The organism is Pseudomonas faucium, from assembly GCF_021602585.1.
In the GTDB taxonomy this organism is placed as follows: domain Bacteria; phylum Pseudomonadota; class Gammaproteobacteria; order Pseudomonadales; family Pseudomonadaceae; genus Aquipseudomonas; species Aquipseudomonas faucium.
In genome coordinates, this window is sequence record NZ_BQIP01000015.1 from 24,660 (window position 1) to 42,533 (window position 17,874).

The window sequence follows — 17,874 nt, forward strand, 5'->3', positions numbered from 1 at the left end:
GCTTCCGGTAGGACAAAGGCCGAGCATTCTACATCGGATCTGCGCCGGTTGCGGCCAACCGGTCTTATCGTTATAAGTCAGGGCACTTTTTTCGCAACTTGCCGTCTATGCAGACCATGAGCCCAAACCACACACCCGACACCGCCTCCGTGTTCCAGCTCAAGGGCAGCATGCTCGCCATCACTGTGCTGGAACTGGGGCGCAACGACCTGCAAGCCCTCGACCGCCAACTGGCGGCGAAAGTGGCCCAGGCGCCGAACTTCTTCAGCAACACGCCGCTGGTGCTGGCCCTGGACAAGTTGCCGGCCGACGAAGGCGCCATCGACCTGCCCGGGCTGATGCGCATCTGCCGCCACCACGGCCTGCGCACCCTGGCCATCCGCGCCAACCGCATCGAGGACATCGCCGCGGCGATCGCCATCGACCTGCCCGTGCTGCCGCCCTCCGGCGCCCGCGAGCGGCCGCTGGAGCCGGAACCTGAAGTGAAGAAACCCGAACCTGCACCGGCCCCGGCGCCGGTAGTGGAGCCGGAAATCCGCCCGACCCGGATCATTACCGCGCCGGTGCGCGGTGGCCAGCAGATCTACGCCCAGGGTGGCGACCTGGTGGTCACAGCCTCGGTCAGCCCCGGTGCGGAACTTCTCGCCGATGGCAACATCCATGTGTACGGCCCCATGCGCGGCCGCGCCCTGGCCGGCATCAAGGGCAATACCAAGGCCCGTATCTTCTGCCAGCAAATGACGGCCGAAATGGTCTCCATCGCTGGGCAGTACAAGGTCTGCGAGGACCTGCGCCGCGACCCGCTGTGGGGTGCCGGCGTGCAAGTCAGCCTGTCCGGTGATGTGTTGAACATCACCCGTCTTTAACGGATACTTGCCGTCATTTTTAGAGCAACTTTTTTATCTGTTGCCGTTTTTTGCATTTTGCTGGGACACGTGTCCCGACTTATTTAGGGGTGAAACACCTTGGCCAAGATTCTCGTCGTTACTTCCGGCAAGGGGGGTGTGGGCAAGACCACCACCAGCGCCGCCATCGGCACCGGCCTCGCACTGCGCGGCCACAAGACCGTCATCGTCGACTTCGACGTCGGCCTGCGTAACCTCGACCTGATCATGGGCTGCGAACGCCGCGTGGTGTACGACTTCGTCAACGTGGTCAACGGCGAAGCCAACCTGCAACAGGCCCTGATCAAGGACAAGCGCCTCGAGAACCTGTTCGTGCTGGCCGCCAGCCAGACCCGCGACAAGGACGCGCTGACCAAGGAAGGCGTCGAGAAAGTGCTGATGGAGCTCAAGGAGCAGTTCGACTTCGTCGTCTGCGACTCCCCGGCCGGTATCGAAAAAGGTGCTCACCTGGCGATGTACTTCGCCGATGAAGCCATCGTCGTGACCAACCCGGAAGTGTCCTCGGTACGTGACTCCGACCGCATGATCGGCCTGCTGTCGAGCAAGTCGCGTCGCGCAGAGCAAGGCGATGATCCGATCAAGGAGCATCTGCTGATCACCCGTTACCACCCGGAGCGGGTCGAGAAAGGCGAAATGCTGGGCGTTGAAGACGTCAAGGAAATCCTCTCGGTCGAGCTGCTGGGTGTCATCCCCGAATCTCAAGCGGTTCTCAAGGCTTCCAACCAAGGTATTCCGGTCATCCTCGACGACCAGAGCGATGCTGGCCAGGCGTACAGCGACACTGTCGACCGCCTCCTGGGCAAAGAGAAACCCCTGCGTTTCATCGAAGTGCCGAAGCAAGGATTCTTCGCGCGCCTGTTTGGAGGCAAGTAAACCATGAACCTTTTTGACTTCTTTCGTGGCAGACAGAAACAGACCAGCGCGTCGGTAGCGAAAGAGCGTCTACAGATCATCGTGGCGCATGAGCGCGGCCAGCGCAGCGAGCCGGACTACCTGCCGGCGCTGCAAAAAGAACTGCTCGAAGTGATCCGCAAGTATGTGAACATCGGCAGCGATGATGTGCACATCGAACTGGAAAACCAGGGTAGCTGCTCGATTCTGGAACTGAACATCACCTTGCCGGATCGCTGATCTGGCTGAAGCTGGGGCTGCTTTGCAGCCCTTTCGCGACACAAGGCCGCTCCTACAGGGGACTGCGAATACCTGTAGGAGCGGCCTTGTGTCGCGAAAGGGCCGCACAGCGGCCCCAGTCCGTATTTACAGAGAACCCGCAATGCCGCTGTCGAACGTGCAGATCCTCCATGAAGACGCCGCCATCCTGGTGGTCAACAAGCCGACTCTGCTGCTGTCGGTGCCAGGCCGTGCCGACGACAACAAGGACTGCCTGATCACCCGCCTGCAGGAAAACGGCTACCCGGACGCCCTGATCGTGCACCGCCTGGACTGGGAAACTTCCGGCATCATCCTGCTGGCGCGTGACGCCGACAGCCACCGCGAGCTGTCGCGCCAGTTCCATGACCGCGAAACCGAGAAGGCCTATACCGCCCTGTGCTGGGGCCAGCCGGCGCTGGACAGCGGCAGCATCGATTTGCCGCTGCGCTACGACCCGCCAACCAAGCCGCGCCACGTGGTGGACCATGAACAGGGCAAGCATGCCCTGACCTTCTGGCGCATCGTCGAGCGTTGCGGCGATTACTGCCGGGTCGAGCTGACGCCGATTACCGGGCGTTCGCACCAGTTGCGCGTGCACATGCTGTCGATCGGCCATCCCCTGCTGGGCGACCGCCTGTATGCCAACCCCGAAGCGCTGGCGGCCCACGAGCGGCTGTGCCTGCATGCATCGATGCTGAGCTTTACCCACCCGGTTTCCGGGGAGCGGCTCAAGTTCGAGTGCCCGGCACCGTTCTGAGCCCGCGAAGGGCCCGACACAATTTGTATTCCATCTGCGCTAAACTCGCGCCACTGCTGTCTGGAGTGAGTTATGCGCGAAGCACTGAATACCGGCCTGATCGATTTCCTCAAGGCCTCCCCCACGCCCTTCCATGCCACCGCCAGCCTGGCCCAGCGCCTCGAGGCCGCCGGCTACCAGCGCCTGGACGAGCGTGACAGCTGGGCCACGGTGCCTGGCGGGCGCTACTACGTCACCCGCAACGATTCCTCGATCATCGCCATCAAGCTGGGCAAGCAAGCGCCCCTGCTGAGCGGCATCCGCATGGTCGGCGCACACACCGACAGCCCGTGCCTGCGGGTCAAGCCGCAGCCTGAGCTGCAGCGCCAGGGCTTCCTGCAACTGGGTGTGGAAGTGTACGGCGGTGCCCTGCTGGCACCGTGGTTCGACCGCGACCTGTCGCTGGCCGGGCGCGTCACCTTCCGCCGTGACGGCAAGGTCGAGAGCCAGCTGATCGACTTCAAGCTGCCGATCGCGATCATCCCCAACCTGGCCATCCACCTGAACCGCACCGCCAACGAAGGCTGGCAGATCAACCCGCAGAACGAACTGCCGCCGATCCTCGCCCAGGTGGCCGGCGACGAGCGCATCGACTTCCGCGCCCTGCTCACCGAGCAGCTGGCCCGCGAGCACGGGCTCAACGCCGACGTGGTGCTGGACTACGAGCTGAGCTTCTACGACACCCAGGACGCCGCCCTGATCGGCCTGAACGGCGACTTCATCGCCGGCGCCCGCCTGGACAACCTGCTGTCGTGCTATGCCGGCCTGCAGGCGCTGCTGGCGGCCGACAGCGACGAAACCTGCGTGCTGGTGTGCAACGACCACGAAGAAGTCGGCAGCTGCTCGGCCTGTGGCGCCGACGGCCCGATGCTGGAGCAGACCCTGCAGCGCCTGCTGCCGGAGGGCGACGCTTACGTGCGCACGATCCAGCGCTCGCTGATGGTGTCGGCCGACAACGCCCACGGCGTGCACCCCAACTACGCCGACAAGCATGACGGCAACCACGGGCCCAAGCTCAACGCAGGCCCAGTGATCAAGGTCAACAACAACCAGCGCTACGCCACCAACAGCGAAACGGCCGGTTTCTTCCGCCACCTGTGCATGGCCGAGGAGGTGCCGGTGCAGAGCTTCGTGGTGCGCAGCGACATGGGTTGCGGCTCGACCATCGGCCCGATCACCGCCAGCCACCTGGGCGTGCGCACCGTCGACATCGGCCTGCCGACCTTTGCCATGCACTCGATTCGCGAGCTGTGCGGCAGCCATGACCTGGCGCACCTGGTGAAGGTGCTGACCGCGTTCTACCGCAGCCGCGAATTGCCTTGATCCGGTAGCGCCCAAATCGCCGGCAAGCCGGCTCCCACAGGTACAGCATGCATCGCGCCTGTGGGAGCCGGCTTGCCGGCGATTGGGCCAATGAGCTGCCACGGATCAATCCCGCTTCGCTTCCACCCGCTATGCTTAAGGCATGCCCCCACGCAAAAGGATTGCTGTCCATGTCCCCGTTCCTGTCCCTGTTCGTACCGGTGTTCCTGTTCCTGCTGCTGCTGACCATCGGCTTCAGCATGCGCGAGCGCAACATCGGCGTGCTGATGATGTGGATCGGCACCCTGGGTATCTTCGGCCTCACCTGCTGGAAGATCCTTGAGAAACTCCCCACATAAACCTCTACACTCGGTCAATCGTTTGACCTGAGGTAGATTTCCCGGTGCCTGCACTCCTGCGTTGCCTTGCCCTGCTGCTGTTCATCGCCCTTTCCCCGGCCCAGGCGGCGGGGCTGCCGAGCCTGCTCGGCTCCAGTACCCCTGCCCAGCCCGAGGCCACCGAGCCCCTGGGCAAGTCGCTGGACGAAGTGATCAAGAACCTGGAAAACGACCAGCAACGGGCCAAGCTGCTGGCCGACCTGAAAAAGCTGCGCGATGCCACCAAGCAATCGCAACCGGCCGCCGAGCAAGGCGTGCTGGGCCTGATCGGCGGGGCGTTGCATGACCTGGAGAAGCAGTTCAGCGGCGACGCCAGCCCGTTCAACCGCTGGTCGCAGGAAATCGACCAGGCCCAGGCCGAACTCAGCGAACTGATCGTGCCCGTGCACCAGTGGCCGGCGATCCTCTTCGGCTTTGCCGCCATCATCGCCGTCTGGAGCCTGCTGGCCTACGCCTTCAACTGGATCGGCCACCGCGTGCGGGTGCGCTTCGGCCTGACCGAAGAACTGCCCCAGCACCCGCGCACCTGGGACCTGGTGCGCTTCGCCCTGCGCAAGCTCGGGCCGTGGCTGGTGGCGCTGGTGTTCACCGTGTACCTGAGCTTTGCCCTGCCCTCCTCGCTGGGCAAGTCGATGGCCATGGTGCTGGCCTATGCGCTGGTGGTGGGCACCTGCTTCTCGGCCATCTGCGTGATCGCCTTCTCCCTGCTCGATGGCCCGCACCGCCACCGCGCCTTGTACATCCTGCGCCATCAGGCGTTCCGCCCGCTGTGGCTGATCGGCAGTTTCGCCGCCTTTGGCGAGGCGATGAGCGACCCGCGCATGACCGTGGCCCTGGGCACGCACCTGGCGCATGCCCTGGCCACCCTGGCCAACGTCATCGCCGCGGTGTGCACGGGGCTGTTCATCCTGCGTTTTCGCCGCCCGATCGCCCACCTGATCCGCAACCAGCCCCTGGACCGGCGCCTGACCCGGCGCACCTTGAGCGACACCATCGAACTGCTCGGCAGCTTCTGGTTCGTGCCGCCGCTGATCCTGGTGGCGATTTCGCTGATCGCCACCTTCATTTCCGCCGGCGACACCAGCACCGCCCTGCGCCAGTCGCTGATGTGCACGGTGCTGGTGGTGGTGTGCATGGTGCTCAACGGCCTGGTGCGCCGCCACGCCGCCAACCCCAAGCGCGCCAACAAGCGCCAGGCGGTGTACACCGAACGCCTGCGCAACTTCGCCTATGCCCTGCTGCACCTGGGCATCTGGCTGCTGTTCATCGAACTGGGGCTGCGGGTGTGGGGCCTGTCGATGGTCGGCTTCGCCGAAGGCGACGGGCATGAGGTGAGCATGCGCCTGGCGGGGCTGGCTGGCACGCTGATCGCCGCGTGGCTGGTGTGGATCCTCGCCGACACGGCGGTGCACCACGCCCTGGTGCGCTCGCGCCGCGGCCTGGCCAACGCCCGCGCGCAAACCATGATGCCGCTGATCCGCAACGTGATGTTCGTGGCCATCTTCATCATCGCGGTGATCGTCGCCCTGGCCAACATGGGCATGAACGTCACGCCGCTGCTGGCCGGTGCCGGTGTGATCGGCCTGGCCATCGGCTTTGGCGCACAGTCGCTGGTAGCCGACCTGATCACCGGCCTGTTCATCATCATCGAGGACTCGCTGGCCATCGACGACTACGTCGATGTCGGCGGCCACCTGGGCACGGTCGAGGGCCTGACCATCCGCACCGTGCGCCTGCGCGACATCGACGGCATCGTGCACACCATCCCGTTCAGCGAAATCAAGAGCATCAAGAACTACTCGCGCGAGTTCGGCTATGCGATCTTCCGCGTGGCGATCCCGCACAGCATGAACATCGACCAGGCCATCACGCTGATCCGCGAGGTGGGGCAGAAGCTGCGCACCGACCCGCTGATGCGCCGCAACATCTGGTCGCCGCTGGAGCTGCAGGGGGTGGAAAGCTTCGAGTCGGGCTCGGCGATCCTGCGGGCGCGGTTCAAGACGGCGCCGATCAAGCAGTGGGAGGTGTCGCGGGCGTTCAACCTGGCGTTGAAGCGCCAGCTCGATGAGGCGGGGCTGGACCTGGCGACGCCGCGGCTGTCGGTGCAGGTGGTGACCGCCGGGGGTGGCGGGATGACAGAAGCCGGTTCGTCCAGTTAGGTCCCAATCGCCGGCAAGCCGGCTGCCACAAGCTGTGGGAGCCGGCTTGCCGGCGATTGGGCTGCAAAGCAGCCCTACCCCGCCTGGGCACGAATGCAGATCGCATCATGGCGCCAATACTCCAGGTCGCAGTCGATCAGGTGGCCATGCTGGTCACTGTTGACCCGGGTGATGTGCAGCCCCGGGCTGCCCGCCGACACCTTCAAGGCCGCTGCCGCGTCCACCGGCAAGGCGGTGGGCAGGATCTCAAAGCGCACCTGCCCATATTCGATGCCATACACCCGCCCATAAATCTCGGTCAGTGACTGCGCCAGGTCCTGGTCGAGAATCCCCGGGAAGTAGCGCGGGTTGAGGTAGTGCTCGGCATACAGCACCGCCCGCCCATCGATCCGCCGCAACCGGCAGATTCGCACCACGCTGGACAACGCCGGCAGGCACAGGCGCGCGCAGATGGCCGCCGGGGCCGGCTGCAGGCGTGCCGACAGCAGTTCGGTGGTGGGCTGGCGGCCCTGGTCGCGCACCATCGCATGGAAATGGCTGCGCTCGATCAGGTCGTAGGTCAACCGCTGCGGGGCGACGAACCAGCCGCGCCGTTCCTCGCGATAGATCAGGCCCTGGGCCTCCAACTGCACCAATGCCTCGCGCAGGGTGATACGGGTGGTGTCGAACACCTCGCTGAGCTTGCGCTCGGCCGGCAATTTGCCGCCCGGCGCCAGCAGGCCATGCTCGATCTGCTCCTGCAGGGCATGGCAGATGGCTGTTACCGCACGCGGTGGCATCGACTGCATCAAAGGTTACCTATCTGGACTAGTCCAGCCCCAAAACAGGGCATCTGGAGAATAGTGCAAGCCTAGGCACGGCTGATGAACATCCTGTGACAAGGCCTTGGCCAAGGCCCTGCCAGAAGCGCGCCAAGCCCGCAAATTCAAGGGTGTGAACTGGTCTACGCTGTACCTTCAGGCAACCGTGGCCGGCCGCGGCAAGGGCCTCTTACATCAAACTGTCACGCAAGCGGCCTACCTTGGCGCAAGGTTTGCTGACCTAGACCAACGGTTTCCAGCAACGGTTACATGCACGACCACGATCGCTTAAGGCACCCACCCAAGGAGCTTCGGATGAAAAAGTTCTTCATGGCGTCACTGCTCGGTTCTGCTATTGCCCTGTGTACCTCGGCCATGGCCGCAGGCCCTGACCTCACCGCCCTGGAAGCCGCCGCCAAGAAAGAAGGCCAAGTCAACAGCGTGGGCATGCCCGATGCCTGGGCCAACTGGAAAGGCACCTGGGAAGATCTGGCCAGCAAATACGGCCTCAAGCACACCGACACCGACATGAGCTCGGCCCAGGAAATCGCCAAGTTCGACGCCGAGAAAGACAACGCCAGCGCCGATATCGGTGACGTCGGCGCAGCCTTCGGGCCGATCGCCGTGACCAAGGGCGTGAGCCAGCCGTACAAGCCGAGCACCTGGGACCAGGTGCCGGAGTGGGCCAAGGACAAGGACGGCCACTGGGCGCTGGCCTATACCGGCACCATCGCCTTCATCATCAACAAGGACCTGGTCAAGGAAGATCAACGGCCCAAGTCCTGGCACGACCTGGAAAAAGGCAAGTACAAGGTCGCCATCGGCGACGTCAGCACTGCCGCCCAGGCGGCCAACGGCGTGCTCGCCGCCGCGATTGCCTACAAAGGTGACGAAACCAATATCGCACCGGGCCTGCAGCTGTTCACCAAGCTGGCCCAGCAGAAGCGCCTGTCGCTGGCCAACCCGACCATCCAGACCCTGGAAAAGGGCGAAGTGGAGGTCGGCGTGGTGTGGGACTTCAACGGCCTGAGCTACCGTGAACAGATCGACCCCAAGCGCTTCGAAGTGCTGATCCCATCCGATGGCACGGTGATGTCCGGCTATACCACCATCATCAACAAGTACGCCAAGCACCCCAATGCGGCCAAGCTTGCCCGCGAATACATCTTCAGCGATGCCGGGCAGATCAACCTGGCCAAGGGCCACGCCCGGCCGATTCGCGCCGAGCACCTGAAGCTGCCGGAGGATGTGCGGGCCAAGCTGCTGCCTAACGAGCAGTACAGCGCTGCGCAGCCGATCAAGAATGCCGAGGCGTGGGAAAAGACCTCCAAGGAACTGCCGCAGAAGTGGCAGGAGCAAGTGATCATCGAGATGGAGTGAGGGCCTGGTTTTTCTAGTGCCTGAAGCGGCCTCATCGCCGGCAAGCCGGCTCCCACAGGTACAACACCTGTGGGAGCCGGCTTGCCGGCGATGAGGGCAACGCAGTTATTGACTGGAGCCAACATGCAACACAACGTCATCCTGGTCCTGCTCGACGGCCTCAACCACCAGGTAGCCCACCACGCCATGGGCCACCTGCATGCCTATGTCGAAGCCGACCGCGCCGCGCTGTACCGCGTGGAATGCGAGCTGCCTTCGCTGTCGCGCCCCCTGTACGAATGCATCCTCACCGGCGTGCCGCCGATCGACAGCGGCATCGTGCACAACAACGTCAACCGCCTGTCCACCCAGCGCAGCGTGTTCCACTACGCCCGCGAAGCGGGCCTGGGCACTGCGGCGGCGGCCTATCACTGGATGAGCGAGCTGTACAACCGCTCGCCCTTCGACCCGCTGCGCGACCGCCACACCCACGCGCCGAAGCTGCCGATCCAGCATGGCCTGTTCTACTGGGCCGACCACTACCCCGATTCGCACCTGCTGGCCGACGCCGAATACCTGCGCCGGCGCCATGCGCCGAACTTCCTGCTGGTGCACCCGATGAACATCGACGACGCCGGCCACCGCCACGGCCTGGACAGCAGCCAGTACCGCAACGCCGCGCGCAGCGCCGACATCCTCCTGGCCGACTACCTGCCGCGCTGGCTCGAAGAGGGCTACCAGGTGCTGGTGACCGCCGACCATGGCATGAACAACGACCGCTCGCACAACGGCCTGCTGGCCGAGGAACGCGAAGTGCCGCTGTTCGTGTTCGGCGATGCGTTCAGCCTGGACCCGGCCGCCAAGCCGCTGCAGACCGAGTTGTGCGGCACCATCTGCGAACTGCTCGGCGCCGCCCACGACAAGACCGTGTGCCGGGAGCTGCTCAAGTGACTGCCGCCAAACGCAGCCGCGCCAGTGGCCGCTACCTGGCCCTGCTGTGCCTGCTGCCCTTCGCCGTGTTTTTCATCATCTTCCAGATCGCCCCGCTGGCCTGGGTGGCGATCAACAGCGTGCAGTCAGAGGCGGGCTGGGGCCTGGACAACTTCAGCAAGATCTTCGCGTCCAAGTTCTACCTGCAGGCGCTGCAACGCAGCCTGGAGATCAGCTTCTGGTCGAGCCTGTTCGGCATCGTCATCGCCACCCTCGGCGCCTATTCGCTGCGCCAGGTGGACTCGCGCCTGCGCGACTTCGTCAGCGCCTTCGCCAACATGACCAGCAATTTCGCCGGCGTGCCGCTGGCCTTCGCCTTCATCATCCTGCTTGGCTTCAACGGCGCGCTGACCCTGCTGCTCAAGCAGATGGGGCTGCTCGAAGACTTCAGCATCTACTCCAAGAGCGGCCTGATCCTGGTGTACACCTACTTCCAGATCCCGCTCGGCGTGCTGCTGCTCTACCCGGCCTTCGACGCGCTGCGCGAAGACTGGCGCGAGTCGGCCGCGCTGCTCGGCGCCAACCACTGGCAGTACTGGCGGCATATCGGCCTGCCGGTACTGACCCCAGCGCTGCTCGGCACCTTCGTCATCCTCCTGGCCAATGCCCTGGGCGCCTACGCCACGGTGTATGCACTGACCACCGGCAACTTCAACGTGCTGCCCATCCGCATCGCAGGCCTGGTGGCCGGCGACATCAGCCTCGACCCGAACCTGGCCAGCGCCCTGGCCATGGTGCTGGTGGGCTTGATGACACTGGTCACGGTGGTGCACCAGTGGCTGCTCAAGAGGAGCTACCATGCGCGCTGAAAAAAACGCCGCCGGGCTGTACCACCGGCTGATGGTGTACCTGCTGTTTCTGATTTTGCTGCTGCCACTTGCCGGCACCCTGCTCTACTCGCTGGCCACCAGCTGGTCGGCGAGCCTCTTGCCCAGCGGCCTGACCTTCAAGTGGTACCTGGCGCTGTGGAGCGAGCCGCGCTTTCTCGCCGCCTTCGGCCAGTCGCTGCTGGTGTGCGTCGGCGCCCTGCTGCTGTCGGTGGTGCTGATCCTGCCGCTGCTGTTCGTGGTGCACTACCACTTCCCGCGCCTCGACGCGCTGATGAACATCCTCATCCTGCTGCCCTTCGCGGTGCCGCCGGTGGTGTCGTCGGTGGGCCTGCTGCAGCTCTATGGCAGCGGGCCGATGGCCATGGTCGGCACGCCGTGGATCCTCATCGGCTGCTACTTCACCATCGCCCTGCCGTTCATGTACCGGGCGATCACCAACAACCTGCAGGCGATCAACCTGCGCGACCTGATGGACGCCGCCCAGTTGCTGGGCGCCAGCACCTGGCAGGCAGCGTTTCTGGTGGTGCTGCCGAACCTGCGCAAGGGGCTGATGGTCGCCCTGCTGCTGTCGTTCTCGTTCCTGTTCGGCGAATTCGTGTTCGCCAACCTGCTGGTCGGCACCCGCTACGAGACCCTGCAGGTGTACCTGAACAACATGCGCAACAGCAGCGGCCACTTCAACAGCGCCCTGGTGATCTCGTACTTCGCCTTCGTGCTGGTGCTGACCTGGGTCGCCAACCGCTTGAACAAGGACAAGACCTGACATGAGCTTCGTCAGCGTACAGAAACTGCACAAAAGCTATGGCGGCACCCCGGTGTTCGAGCACATCGACTGCCAGATCGAACGCGGGGAATTCGTCACCCTGCTCGGCCCGTCCGGCTGCGGCAAGTCGACCCTGCTGCGCTGCATCGCCGGGCTGACCCCGGTGGACGGCGGGCAGATCCTGCTCGATGGCCAGGACATCGTGCCGCTGAGCCCGCAGAAGCGCGGCATCGGCATGGTGTTCCAGAGCTATGCGCTGTTCCCCAACATGACCGTGGAGCAGAACGTCGCGTTCGGCCTGCGCATGCAGAAGGTCAAGGCCGACGAGAGCCACAGCCGCGTGCGCGAGGCCCTGGCGCTGGTGGAGCTGGGCAGTTTCGCCGGGCGCTACCCGCACCAGCTGTCGGGCGGCCAGTGCCAGCGCGTGGCCCTGGCCCGCTCGCTGGTCACCCGGCCCCGCCTGCTGCTGCTCGACGAGCCGCTGTCGGCGCTGGATGCGCGCATCCGCAAGCACCTGCGCGAGCAGATTCGCGCCATCCAGCGCGAACTGGGGCTGACCACCATCTTCGTCACCCACGACCAGGAAGAAGCGCTGACCCTGTCCGACCGCATCTTCCTGATGAACCAGGGCCGCATCGTCCAGAGCGGCGATGCCGAAACCCTCTACACCGCCCCCGTCGACCTGTTCGCCGCGGGCTTCATCGGCAACTACAACCTGCTCGACCCGGACAGCGCCAGCCGCCTGTTGCAGCGCCCGGTGGCCAGCCGCCTGGCGATACGGCCAGAGTCGATCACCCTTGGCCTGGATGGCGAGCGCGACGGCGAAGTGCGCAGCCACAGCCTGCTTGGCAACGTGATCCGCTACCGGGTGCGGGTGCGCGAGGTGGAGCTGGTGGTCGATGTGCTCAATCGCTCGCCTGCGGACCTGCACCCGGACGGGCAGCGGGTATCCTTGTCGATCGACCCCACCGCGCTACGGGAAGTGGCCTAAGGAGAATCACACATGGCACTGGCAATTTTCGATCTGGACGAAACCCTGATCCACGGTGACTGCGCGTCGCTGTGGAGCGAGCAGATGGCGCGGCTGGGCTGGGTCGACGGCAAGGACTTCCTGCGCCGCGACCATGAGCTGATGGAGGCCTACGGCAAGGGTCACCTGCGCATGGAGGACTACATGGCCTTCAGCCTGGAGCCGATTGCCGGGCGTACGCTGGAGGAAGTCGAGCACCTGGTGGAACCCTGGGTCGAGGATGTGATCGAGCCGATCATCTATGGCGACGCCTGCCGCTGCATTGCCGAGCACCGCAAGCGTGGCGACCGGATCCTGATCATTTCCGCTTCGGGCACGCACCTGGTGGGGCCGATTGCGGCGCGCCTGGGGGTGGACGAGTACCTGGCGATCGAGCTGGAGGCGGTGAACGGGGTGTACACCGGCAAGACCCATGGGGTGCTGACCTACCGCGAAGGCAAGATCACCCGCTTGCTGGAGTGGCTGGATCAGGAGCAGGAGAATCTGGAGGGGGCAAGCTTCTATTCGGATTCGCGCAATGACTTGCCGTTGTTGCTGAAGGTGGACTACCCGCATGTGGTCAATCCTGACCCTGTACTGAGGGAGCATGCAGAGGTCAATGGTTGGCCTATCTTGAGCTGGGCTTGAGGGCCATGGGGGCGCTTTGCGCCCCTTTCGCGACACAAGGCCGCTCCTACAGGAGAATTCATATCCCCTGTAGGAGCGGCCTTGTGTCGCGAAAGGGCTGCAAAGCAGCCCCCAGCAATCTCACCCCAAGCTAGGGTCGATGACCATCACCAGCTTGCCCGACACCTGGTTGCTCTCAAGCTCGGCATACGCCGCCTGGGCAAACTCCACCGGGTAGGTGTCCACCAGCTGCGGCGACAGGCGCCCTTCGCTGAACAGCGGCCACACCTGCTGCTGCAGCTCGCGCAGCAGCTCGGCCTTGAACCCGTCGTCGCGGTTGCGCAGCGTCGAGCCGGTGATTTCCAGGCGCTTGCCCAGCACCTGTGCCAGGTCCAGCTCGAACTTGCGCCCGCCCATCAAGCCAATGATGACCCAACGCCCATCACGGGCCAGCAGCTTGAGGTTGAGCGGGCCATAGCTGGCGCCCACCGGGTCGAGGATCACGTCGAACGGGCCGAACCCTTCGAGCGCCTCGAGGTTCTCGTTGCGCACCACACCGCCGGCCGCCCCCAGGTCCTGGCAGTAGGCCAGGCGGTCCTGCGAGCCGACGCTGACATACACCGGGTTGCCAAAGGCCTTGCACAGCTGGATCGCCGCCGAGCCGACGCCGCTGGCGCCCGCGTGCACCAGCACCTTCTCGCCCGCCTTCAGCGCGCCCAGCTGGAAGATGTTCAACCACGCCGTGGCATACACCTCGGGCAGCGCCGCCGCTTCCTGCAGGCTCAGGCCCTCGGGCACCGGCAGCACATGGCGTGCGTCCACCACCACCTCCTCGGCCATGGCGCCACTGGCCAGCAGTGCGCACACGCGGTCGCCCACGCGCCAGTCGGCACCGGCGCCGACTTCCGCGATCACCCCGGCGCACTCCAGGCCCATGTACGGGCTGGCGCCTGGAGGTGGCGGATAGAGGCCCTTCATCTGCAGCAGATCAGCGCGGTTCAACCCCGCTGCAGCCACCCGAATGCGTACCTGGCCGGCGTCACAGGCCGGGCGTTCGGCCTCGACCCAGGCCACATGTCCGTCTTCGCCTTGCAATGCTTTCACAGTGCCTCCATAGTTGAATCATGACTGAGCCTGGGGAACGCTTGCCCCAGGCTTTTTGCAGTATTTGTCCGGCTCCATGGAACCGGCAACGGAAAAGACGGCCTACTATGCGTGATCAATTGCCTCCACGTCGAATCAGCATGAAGCATTTCCTCCCAAGCACCGCCCTGGCCATGATGATCGGCCTGGGCAGCCTCACGCTCGGCGGCAATGCGGCGGCCGCCAACAAGTGGGACAGCCTGCAGCCCGACCGTGACGAAATCGTCGCCAGCCTCAACGTGGTGGAGCTGCTCAAGCGCCACCATTACAGCAAGCCACCGCTCGATGACGCCCGCTCGGTGATCATCTACGACAGCTACATCAAGCTGCTCGACCCAGCGCGCAGCTACTTCACCGCGGCCGACATCGCCGAGTTCGACAAGTGGAAGACGCAGTTCGACGACTTCCTCAAGAGCGGCAACCTCGACCCCGGCTTCACCATCTACAAGCGCTACCTCGACCGGGTCAAGCAGCGCCTGGACTTCGCCCTGGCCGAGCTGGACAAGGGCGTCGACAAGATGGACTTCACCACCCACGAGACCTTGCTGATCGACCGCAAGGACGCGCCGTGGATGAAGGACCAGGCCGAGCTCGACGACCTGTGGCGCAAGCGCGTCAAGGACGAAGTGCTGCGCCAGAAGCTCGCCGGCAAAGAGCCCAAGCAGATCCAGGAAACCCTGACCAAGCGCTACAAGAACCAACTGGCGCGCCTGGACCAGACCCGTGCCGAGGACATCTTCCAGGCCTACATCAACACCTTCGCCCAGTCCTACGACCCGCACACCAACTACCTGTCGCCGGATAACGCCGAGAACTTCGACATCAACATGAGCCTGTCGCTCGAAGGCATCGGCGCGGTGCTGCAGAGCGACAACGACCAGGTCAAGATCGTGCGCCTGGTGCCGGCCGGCCCTGCCGCCAAGACCAAGCAGGTGGCCACCGCCGACAAGATCATCGGCGTCGCCCAGGGCAACAAGGAAATGGTCGACGTGGTTGGCTGGCGCCTGGACGAAGTGGTCAAGCTGATCCGCGGCCCGAAAGGCTCGGTGGTGCGCCTGGAGATCATTCCGGCGAGCAATGCGCCGAGCGACCAGACCACCAAGATCGTTTCCATCACCCGTGAAGCGGTCAAGCTCGAAGAGCAGGCGGCGAAGAAGTCGGTGCTCAAGCTCAAGCAGGATGGCCGCGACTACAAGCTGGGCATCATCGAGATCCCGGCCTTCTACCTGGACTTCAAGGCCTACCGTGCCGGCGACCCCGAGTACAAGAGCACCACGCGCGACGTGAAGAAACTGCTCACCGAGCTGCAGAAGGAAAAAGTCGACGGCGTGGTCATCGACCTGCGCAACAACGGCGGCGGTTCCCTGCAGGAAGCCACCGAGCTGACCAGCCTGTTCATCGAGAAAGGCCCGACCGTGCTGGTACGCAACAGCGATGGCCGCGTCGACGTGCTCGAAGACGAAAACCCTGGCGCCTTCTACAAAGGCCCGCTGGCGCTGCTGGTCAACCGCCTCTCGGCCTCGGCCTCGGAGATCTTCGCCGGTGCCATGCAGGACTACCACCGTGCGCTGATCATCGGCGGCCAGACCTTCGGTAAAGGCACCGTGCAGACCATCCAGCCGCTCAACCATGGCGAGCTGAAACTGACCCTGGCCAAGTTCTACCGGGTTTCCGGGCAGAGCACCCAGCACCAGGGCGTGCTGCCGGACATCGATTACCCGTCGATCATCGACACCAAGGAAATCGGCGAAAGCGCCCTGCCCGAAGCCATGCCATGGGACACCATCCGCCCGGTGGTCAAGCCTGCGGCCGACCCGTTCAAGCCGTTCCTGGCCCAGCTCAAGGCGCAGCATGAAGCGCGCAGCGACAAGGATGCAGAGTTCACCTATATCCGCGACCGCCTGGCGCTGACCCAGAAGCTGATGAACGAGAAGACCGTCAGCCTCAACGAGCAGGATCGCCGCGCACGCCACGACGAGATCGAGGCCAAGCAGCTTGCGCTGGAAAACACCCGCCGCAAGGCCAAGGGTGAAGAGCCGCTCAAGGAGCTGAAGAAAGAAGACGAAGACGCCCTGCCGGCCGAAGATGAGAACACCAAACCGGAGGACGACGCCTACCTGTCGGAGACCGGGCGTATCCTCATCGACTACCTGAGTGCCAGCACCAAGGTGGCCAAAAAGTAAGGGTTGAGTCATGAAAAAGGGGCCAGGCATGTAAATGCCTGGCCCCTTTTTTTATGCCCGGCGAGCTGGCGCTCAGGCAATTTCCGGATAGCAGTATTCGAACACCCTGACCACCTCGGAGGCATGCCAGGACGCCGCCTCCATGCCATCCACCGGCCCGGAGAAGCGCCCCAGGCGCTCGACGCATTCGAAGAAGCCGGTGCGCGGCAGGCGGCTGGCGCCCTGGCTGATCACCAGCGAGCTGCGCAGCGGCTGCTCGGCGCGGGCATCGAGCACGGCCAGGTACTCCAGCGCCGCGGTCAGCGTCTGCATAGCGGGGCTTGGCAGTTGCAGGCGCTCGATCAGCGCCCGGTAGGTCAGCAAATGGCGTTGTCGTCGGGCCAGGTCAAGCTCATCCAGCAGGCTTTGCCAGTGCTGGCGGCTGATCCTGACCTGGCTCATGACGGCTCGCTCCAGCCGGCGACGCCCAAGTGCCAGGCCAGGGCCCGGCGAATCGCCGCATCCGGCTGGCGTTCGCCGGATTCGATCATGGCCAGGTAGGCCGGGCTGACACCCACATTGCGCGCCAGCTGCTCGGCGGCAATGCCTTTGCCCTGGCGGATCTGCCCGACCTCACTGAATGCAGGCAGGCTGACACTCGCCGCCGGTTGCTCTTGTACGGCTGACACCGCTTCGGCAGGTGCCTGGCCGGCTGCCTTGAGCAGCGCCTGGTACTGCTCCCAGGGAACGACGGCGTACTCGGGCTGACCGTCCCGGCTAATGACCTGAATACCCATTACAACCCCCTTACGTAGGACTACCGCATGTAATCCGTAGGCATAACCCTTATGCCAATTATATTACCAAGTGCGGCAGTCTGTGGGGATCGGTGCGCTTTCAGTGGCTTTTGCGCTCCAGGCGCAGGGCTTCGGGGCTGTCCGGCAGGCGCTCGACCACGCGCAGACGCTCTGGCGCCTGGCTGTCGCGCCAGGCCTTGAAGCGTGCCAGCTCATCGGCCACGGTCTTGAGCACCCAACCGAGCACGGCGATGTCATCGAGGAACCCTACCCCCAGCAACCAGTCGGGAATGGCATCGATGGGGCTGACGAAGTACAAAAGGCCAGCGACGATGGTCACCAGCGCCTTGGGGCTGATTGCCCGGTACTCACCGCGCCACCACGCCAGGCACAGCGCCTGCAGCAATTTGACGTCATCACGCAGCTGGCCCAGGCGCGGCCCTTTGCGGGCCACGGCGAACAGCAAGGCCGGCAACCGGCCACGGCTGAGCAGGCGCTCGGCCAAGGGCAGGAAGCGGGCGAAATTCCAGGGTGCGCTCATGGAGCCTCCAGCAGGGGTTAGGTTATCCACATTTATTGTGGATAACCTTGTGAACAGGGCGAAGTTTCTGACGCCAGGTGCCCATAAGGCAAGGGCCCCGGTCAGATCGGGCGTTTTTTACACAGCGGTTAAAGCCGCGCA

19 protein-coding genes are annotated in these 17,874 nt (G+C 64.5%); 14 read left to right on the top strand and 5 right to left on the bottom strand.

What is annotated here, in order from left to right; genetic code table 11:
- The first annotated feature begins 107 nt into the window (after positions 1-107).
- From minC to L6D75_RS17700, 7 genes are all read left to right on the top strand, one after another.
- Positions 108-866 carry a septum site-determining protein MinC gene (gene minC / locus L6D75_RS17670; protein WP_176517213.1) on the top strand — a complete coding sequence of 253 codons (759 nt, stop codon included), beginning with the start codon at positions 108-110 and terminating at the stop codon, positions 864-866.
- Positions 867-965: 99 nt separating this feature from the next.
- The gene (gene minD / locus L6D75_RS17675; protein WP_176517212.1) at positions 966-1,778 is read left to right on the top strand and encodes a septum site-determining protein MinD; all 813 of its coding nucleotides are present in this window, start codon (positions 966-968) and stop codon (positions 1,776-1,778) included.
- A 3-nt stretch (positions 1,779-1,781) separates the two neighbouring features.
- The gene (minE, locus tag L6D75_RS17680; protein WP_012313197.1) at positions 1,782-2,036 is read left to right on the top strand and encodes a cell division topological specificity factor MinE; all 255 of its coding nucleotides are present in this window, start codon (positions 1,782-1,784) and stop codon (positions 2,034-2,036) included.
- Between the two features lie 142 nt (positions 2,037-2,178).
- On the top strand, positions 2,179-2,814 hold the full coding sequence (locus L6D75_RS17685) for an RluA family pseudouridine synthase (protein WP_176517910.1): 636 nt from the start codon (positions 2,179-2,181) through the stop codon (positions 2,812-2,814).
- A 72-nt stretch (positions 2,815-2,886) separates the two neighbouring features.
- The gene (locus L6D75_RS17690; protein WP_176517911.1) at positions 2,887-4,176 is read left to right on the top strand and encodes a M18 family aminopeptidase; all 1,290 of its coding nucleotides are present in this window, start codon (positions 2,887-2,889) and stop codon (positions 4,174-4,176) included.
- 170 nt (positions 4,177-4,346) lie between these two features.
- Positions 4,347-4,514, top strand: coding sequence for a hypothetical protein (locus L6D75_RS17695; protein ID WP_012271002.1), 168 nt, complete (start codon positions 4,347-4,349; stop codon positions 4,512-4,514).
- 44 nt (positions 4,515-4,558) lie between these two features.
- Entirely contained in the window at positions 4,559-6,712 is a 2,154-nt protein-coding gene (locus L6D75_RS17700; RefSeq protein WP_176517912.1) for a mechanosensitive ion channel family protein, read from the top strand.
- Between the two features lie 74 nt (positions 6,713-6,786).
- On the opposite strand, the gene L6D75_RS17705 is transcribed toward L6D75_RS17700, so the two are convergent.
- Positions 6,787-7,500, bottom strand: coding sequence for a UTRA domain-containing protein (locus L6D75_RS17705; protein ID WP_176517913.1), 714 nt, complete (start codon positions 7,498-7,500; stop codon positions 6,787-6,789).
- 327 nt (positions 7,501-7,827) lie between these two features.
- On the opposite strand from L6D75_RS17705, the gene L6D75_RS17710 reads away from it, so the two are divergent.
- The 6 genes from L6D75_RS17710 to L6D75_RS17735 all read left to right on the top strand — a co-directional run bounded on the left by L6D75_RS17710 (position 7,828) and on the right by L6D75_RS17735 (position 13,111).
- A complete protein-coding gene (locus tag L6D75_RS17710) occupies positions 7,828-8,892 on the top strand; it encodes an ABC transporter substrate-binding protein (protein WP_176517914.1) in 1,065 nt (354 codons plus the stop codon).
- A 123-nt stretch (positions 8,893-9,015) separates the two neighbouring features.
- On the top strand, positions 9,016-9,822 hold the full coding sequence (locus tag L6D75_RS17715; protein ID WP_176517915.1) for an alkaline phosphatase family protein: 807 nt from the start codon (positions 9,016-9,018) through the stop codon (positions 9,820-9,822).
- Positions 9,819-10,670 (top strand): ABC transporter permease, encoded by an 852-nt coding sequence (locus L6D75_RS17720; RefSeq protein WP_176517916.1) that lies wholly within the window; start codon positions 9,819-9,821, stop codon positions 10,668-10,670. Before L6D75_RS17715 ends, L6D75_RS17720 begins: the two co-directional genes overlap by 4 nt.
- Positions 10,660-11,454 (top strand): ABC transporter permease, encoded by a 795-nt coding sequence (locus L6D75_RS17725; protein WP_176517917.1) that lies wholly within the window; start codon positions 10,660-10,662, stop codon positions 11,452-11,454. The genes L6D75_RS17720 and L6D75_RS17725 overlap by 11 nt, the downstream gene beginning before the upstream one ends.
- 1 nt (position 11,455) lies before the next feature.
- Positions 11,456-12,445, top strand: a complete 990-nt coding sequence (locus L6D75_RS17730) for an ABC transporter ATP-binding protein (RefSeq protein WP_176517918.1) — start codon at positions 11,456-11,458, stop codon at positions 12,443-12,445.
- Positions 12,446-12,457: 12 nt separating this feature from the next.
- Positions 12,458-13,111: an HAD family hydrolase gene (locus tag L6D75_RS17735; protein ID WP_176517919.1), complete on the top strand. Its 654-nt coding sequence runs from the start codon at positions 12,458-12,460 to the stop codon at positions 13,109-13,111.
- Positions 13,112-13,231: 120 nt separating this feature from the next.
- Here the strand turns inward: L6D75_RS17735 and L6D75_RS17740 are convergent, their stop codons facing one another.
- Positions 13,232-14,194: an NAD(P)H-quinone oxidoreductase gene (locus L6D75_RS17740; protein ID WP_176517920.1), complete on the bottom strand. Its 963-nt coding sequence runs from the start codon at positions 14,192-14,194 to the stop codon at positions 13,232-13,234.
- Positions 14,195-14,334: 140 nt separating this feature from the next.
- Between L6D75_RS17740 and L6D75_RS17745 the strand changes: the two genes are divergently transcribed.
- Positions 14,335-16,416: a carboxy terminal-processing peptidase gene (locus tag L6D75_RS17745; protein ID WP_176517921.1), complete on the top strand. Its 2,082-nt coding sequence runs from the start codon at positions 14,335-14,337 to the stop codon at positions 16,414-16,416.
- A 72-nt stretch (positions 16,417-16,488) separates the two neighbouring features.
- On the opposite strand, the gene L6D75_RS17750 is transcribed toward L6D75_RS17745, so the two are convergent.
- The 3 genes from L6D75_RS17750 to L6D75_RS17760 form a co-directional block, all read right to left on the bottom strand.
- Complete coding sequence (locus L6D75_RS17750; RefSeq protein ID WP_176517922.1) at positions 16,489-16,857, bottom strand: hypothetical protein; 369 nt, start codon at positions 16,855-16,857, stop codon at positions 16,489-16,491.
- Positions 16,854-17,192 carry a helix-turn-helix domain-containing protein gene (locus L6D75_RS17755; protein ID WP_176517923.1) on the bottom strand — a complete coding sequence of 113 codons (339 nt, stop codon included), beginning with the start codon at positions 17,190-17,192 and terminating at the stop codon, positions 16,854-16,856. The genes L6D75_RS17750 and L6D75_RS17755 overlap by 4 nt, the downstream gene beginning before the upstream one ends.
- A 100-nt stretch (positions 17,193-17,292) precedes the next feature.
- On the bottom strand, positions 17,293-17,733 hold the full coding sequence (locus tag L6D75_RS17760; protein ID WP_176517924.1) for a YkvA family protein: 441 nt from the start codon (positions 17,731-17,733) through the stop codon (positions 17,293-17,295).
- Positions 17,734-17,874 lie beyond the last annotated feature (141 nt).

Coding starts and splice junctions, on each gene's coding strand:
- minC (WP_176517213.1), top strand. CDS start 108: ATGCAGACCATGAGCCCAAACCACACACCCGACACCGCCTCCGTGTTC.
- minE (WP_012313197.1), top strand. CDS start 1,782: ATGAACCTTTTTGACTTCTTTCGTGGCAGACAGAAACAGACCAGCGCG.
- L6D75_RS17685 (WP_176517910.1), top strand. CDS start 2,179: ATGCCGCTGTCGAACGTGCAGATCCTCCATGAAGACGCCGCCATCCTG.
- L6D75_RS17690 (WP_176517911.1), top strand. CDS start 2,887: ATGCGCGAAGCACTGAATACCGGCCTGATCGATTTCCTCAAGGCCTCC.
- L6D75_RS17695 (WP_012271002.1), top strand. CDS start 4,347: ATGTCCCCGTTCCTGTCCCTGTTCGTACCGGTGTTCCTGTTCCTGCTG.
- L6D75_RS17705 (WP_176517913.1), bottom strand. CDS start 7,500: ATGCAGTCGATGCCACCGCGTGCGGTAACAGCCATCTGCCATGCCCTG.
- L6D75_RS17710 (WP_176517914.1), top strand. CDS start 7,828: ATGAAAAAGTTCTTCATGGCGTCACTGCTCGGTTCTGCTATTGCCCTG.
- L6D75_RS17715 (WP_176517915.1), top strand. CDS start 9,016: ATGCAACACAACGTCATCCTGGTCCTGCTCGACGGCCTCAACCACCAG.
- L6D75_RS17725 (WP_176517917.1), top strand. CDS start 10,660: ATGCGCGCTGAAAAAAACGCCGCCGGGCTGTACCACCGGCTGATGGTG.
- L6D75_RS17730 (WP_176517918.1), top strand. CDS start 11,456: ATGAGCTTCGTCAGCGTACAGAAACTGCACAAAAGCTATGGCGGCACC.
- L6D75_RS17735 (WP_176517919.1), top strand. CDS start 12,458: ATGGCACTGGCAATTTTCGATCTGGACGAAACCCTGATCCACGGTGAC.
- L6D75_RS17745 (WP_176517921.1), top strand. CDS start 14,335: ATGAAGCATTTCCTCCCAAGCACCGCCCTGGCCATGATGATCGGCCTG.
- L6D75_RS17750 (WP_176517922.1), bottom strand. CDS start 16,857: ATGAGCCAGGTCAGGATCAGCCGCCAGCACTGGCAAAGCCTGCTGGAT.
- L6D75_RS17755 (WP_176517923.1), bottom strand. CDS start 17,192: ATGGGTATTCAGGTCATTAGCCGGGACGGTCAGCCCGAGTACGCCGTC.
- L6D75_RS17760 (WP_176517924.1), bottom strand. CDS start 17,733: ATGAGCGCACCCTGGAATTTCGCCCGCTTCCTGCCCTTGGCCGAGCGC.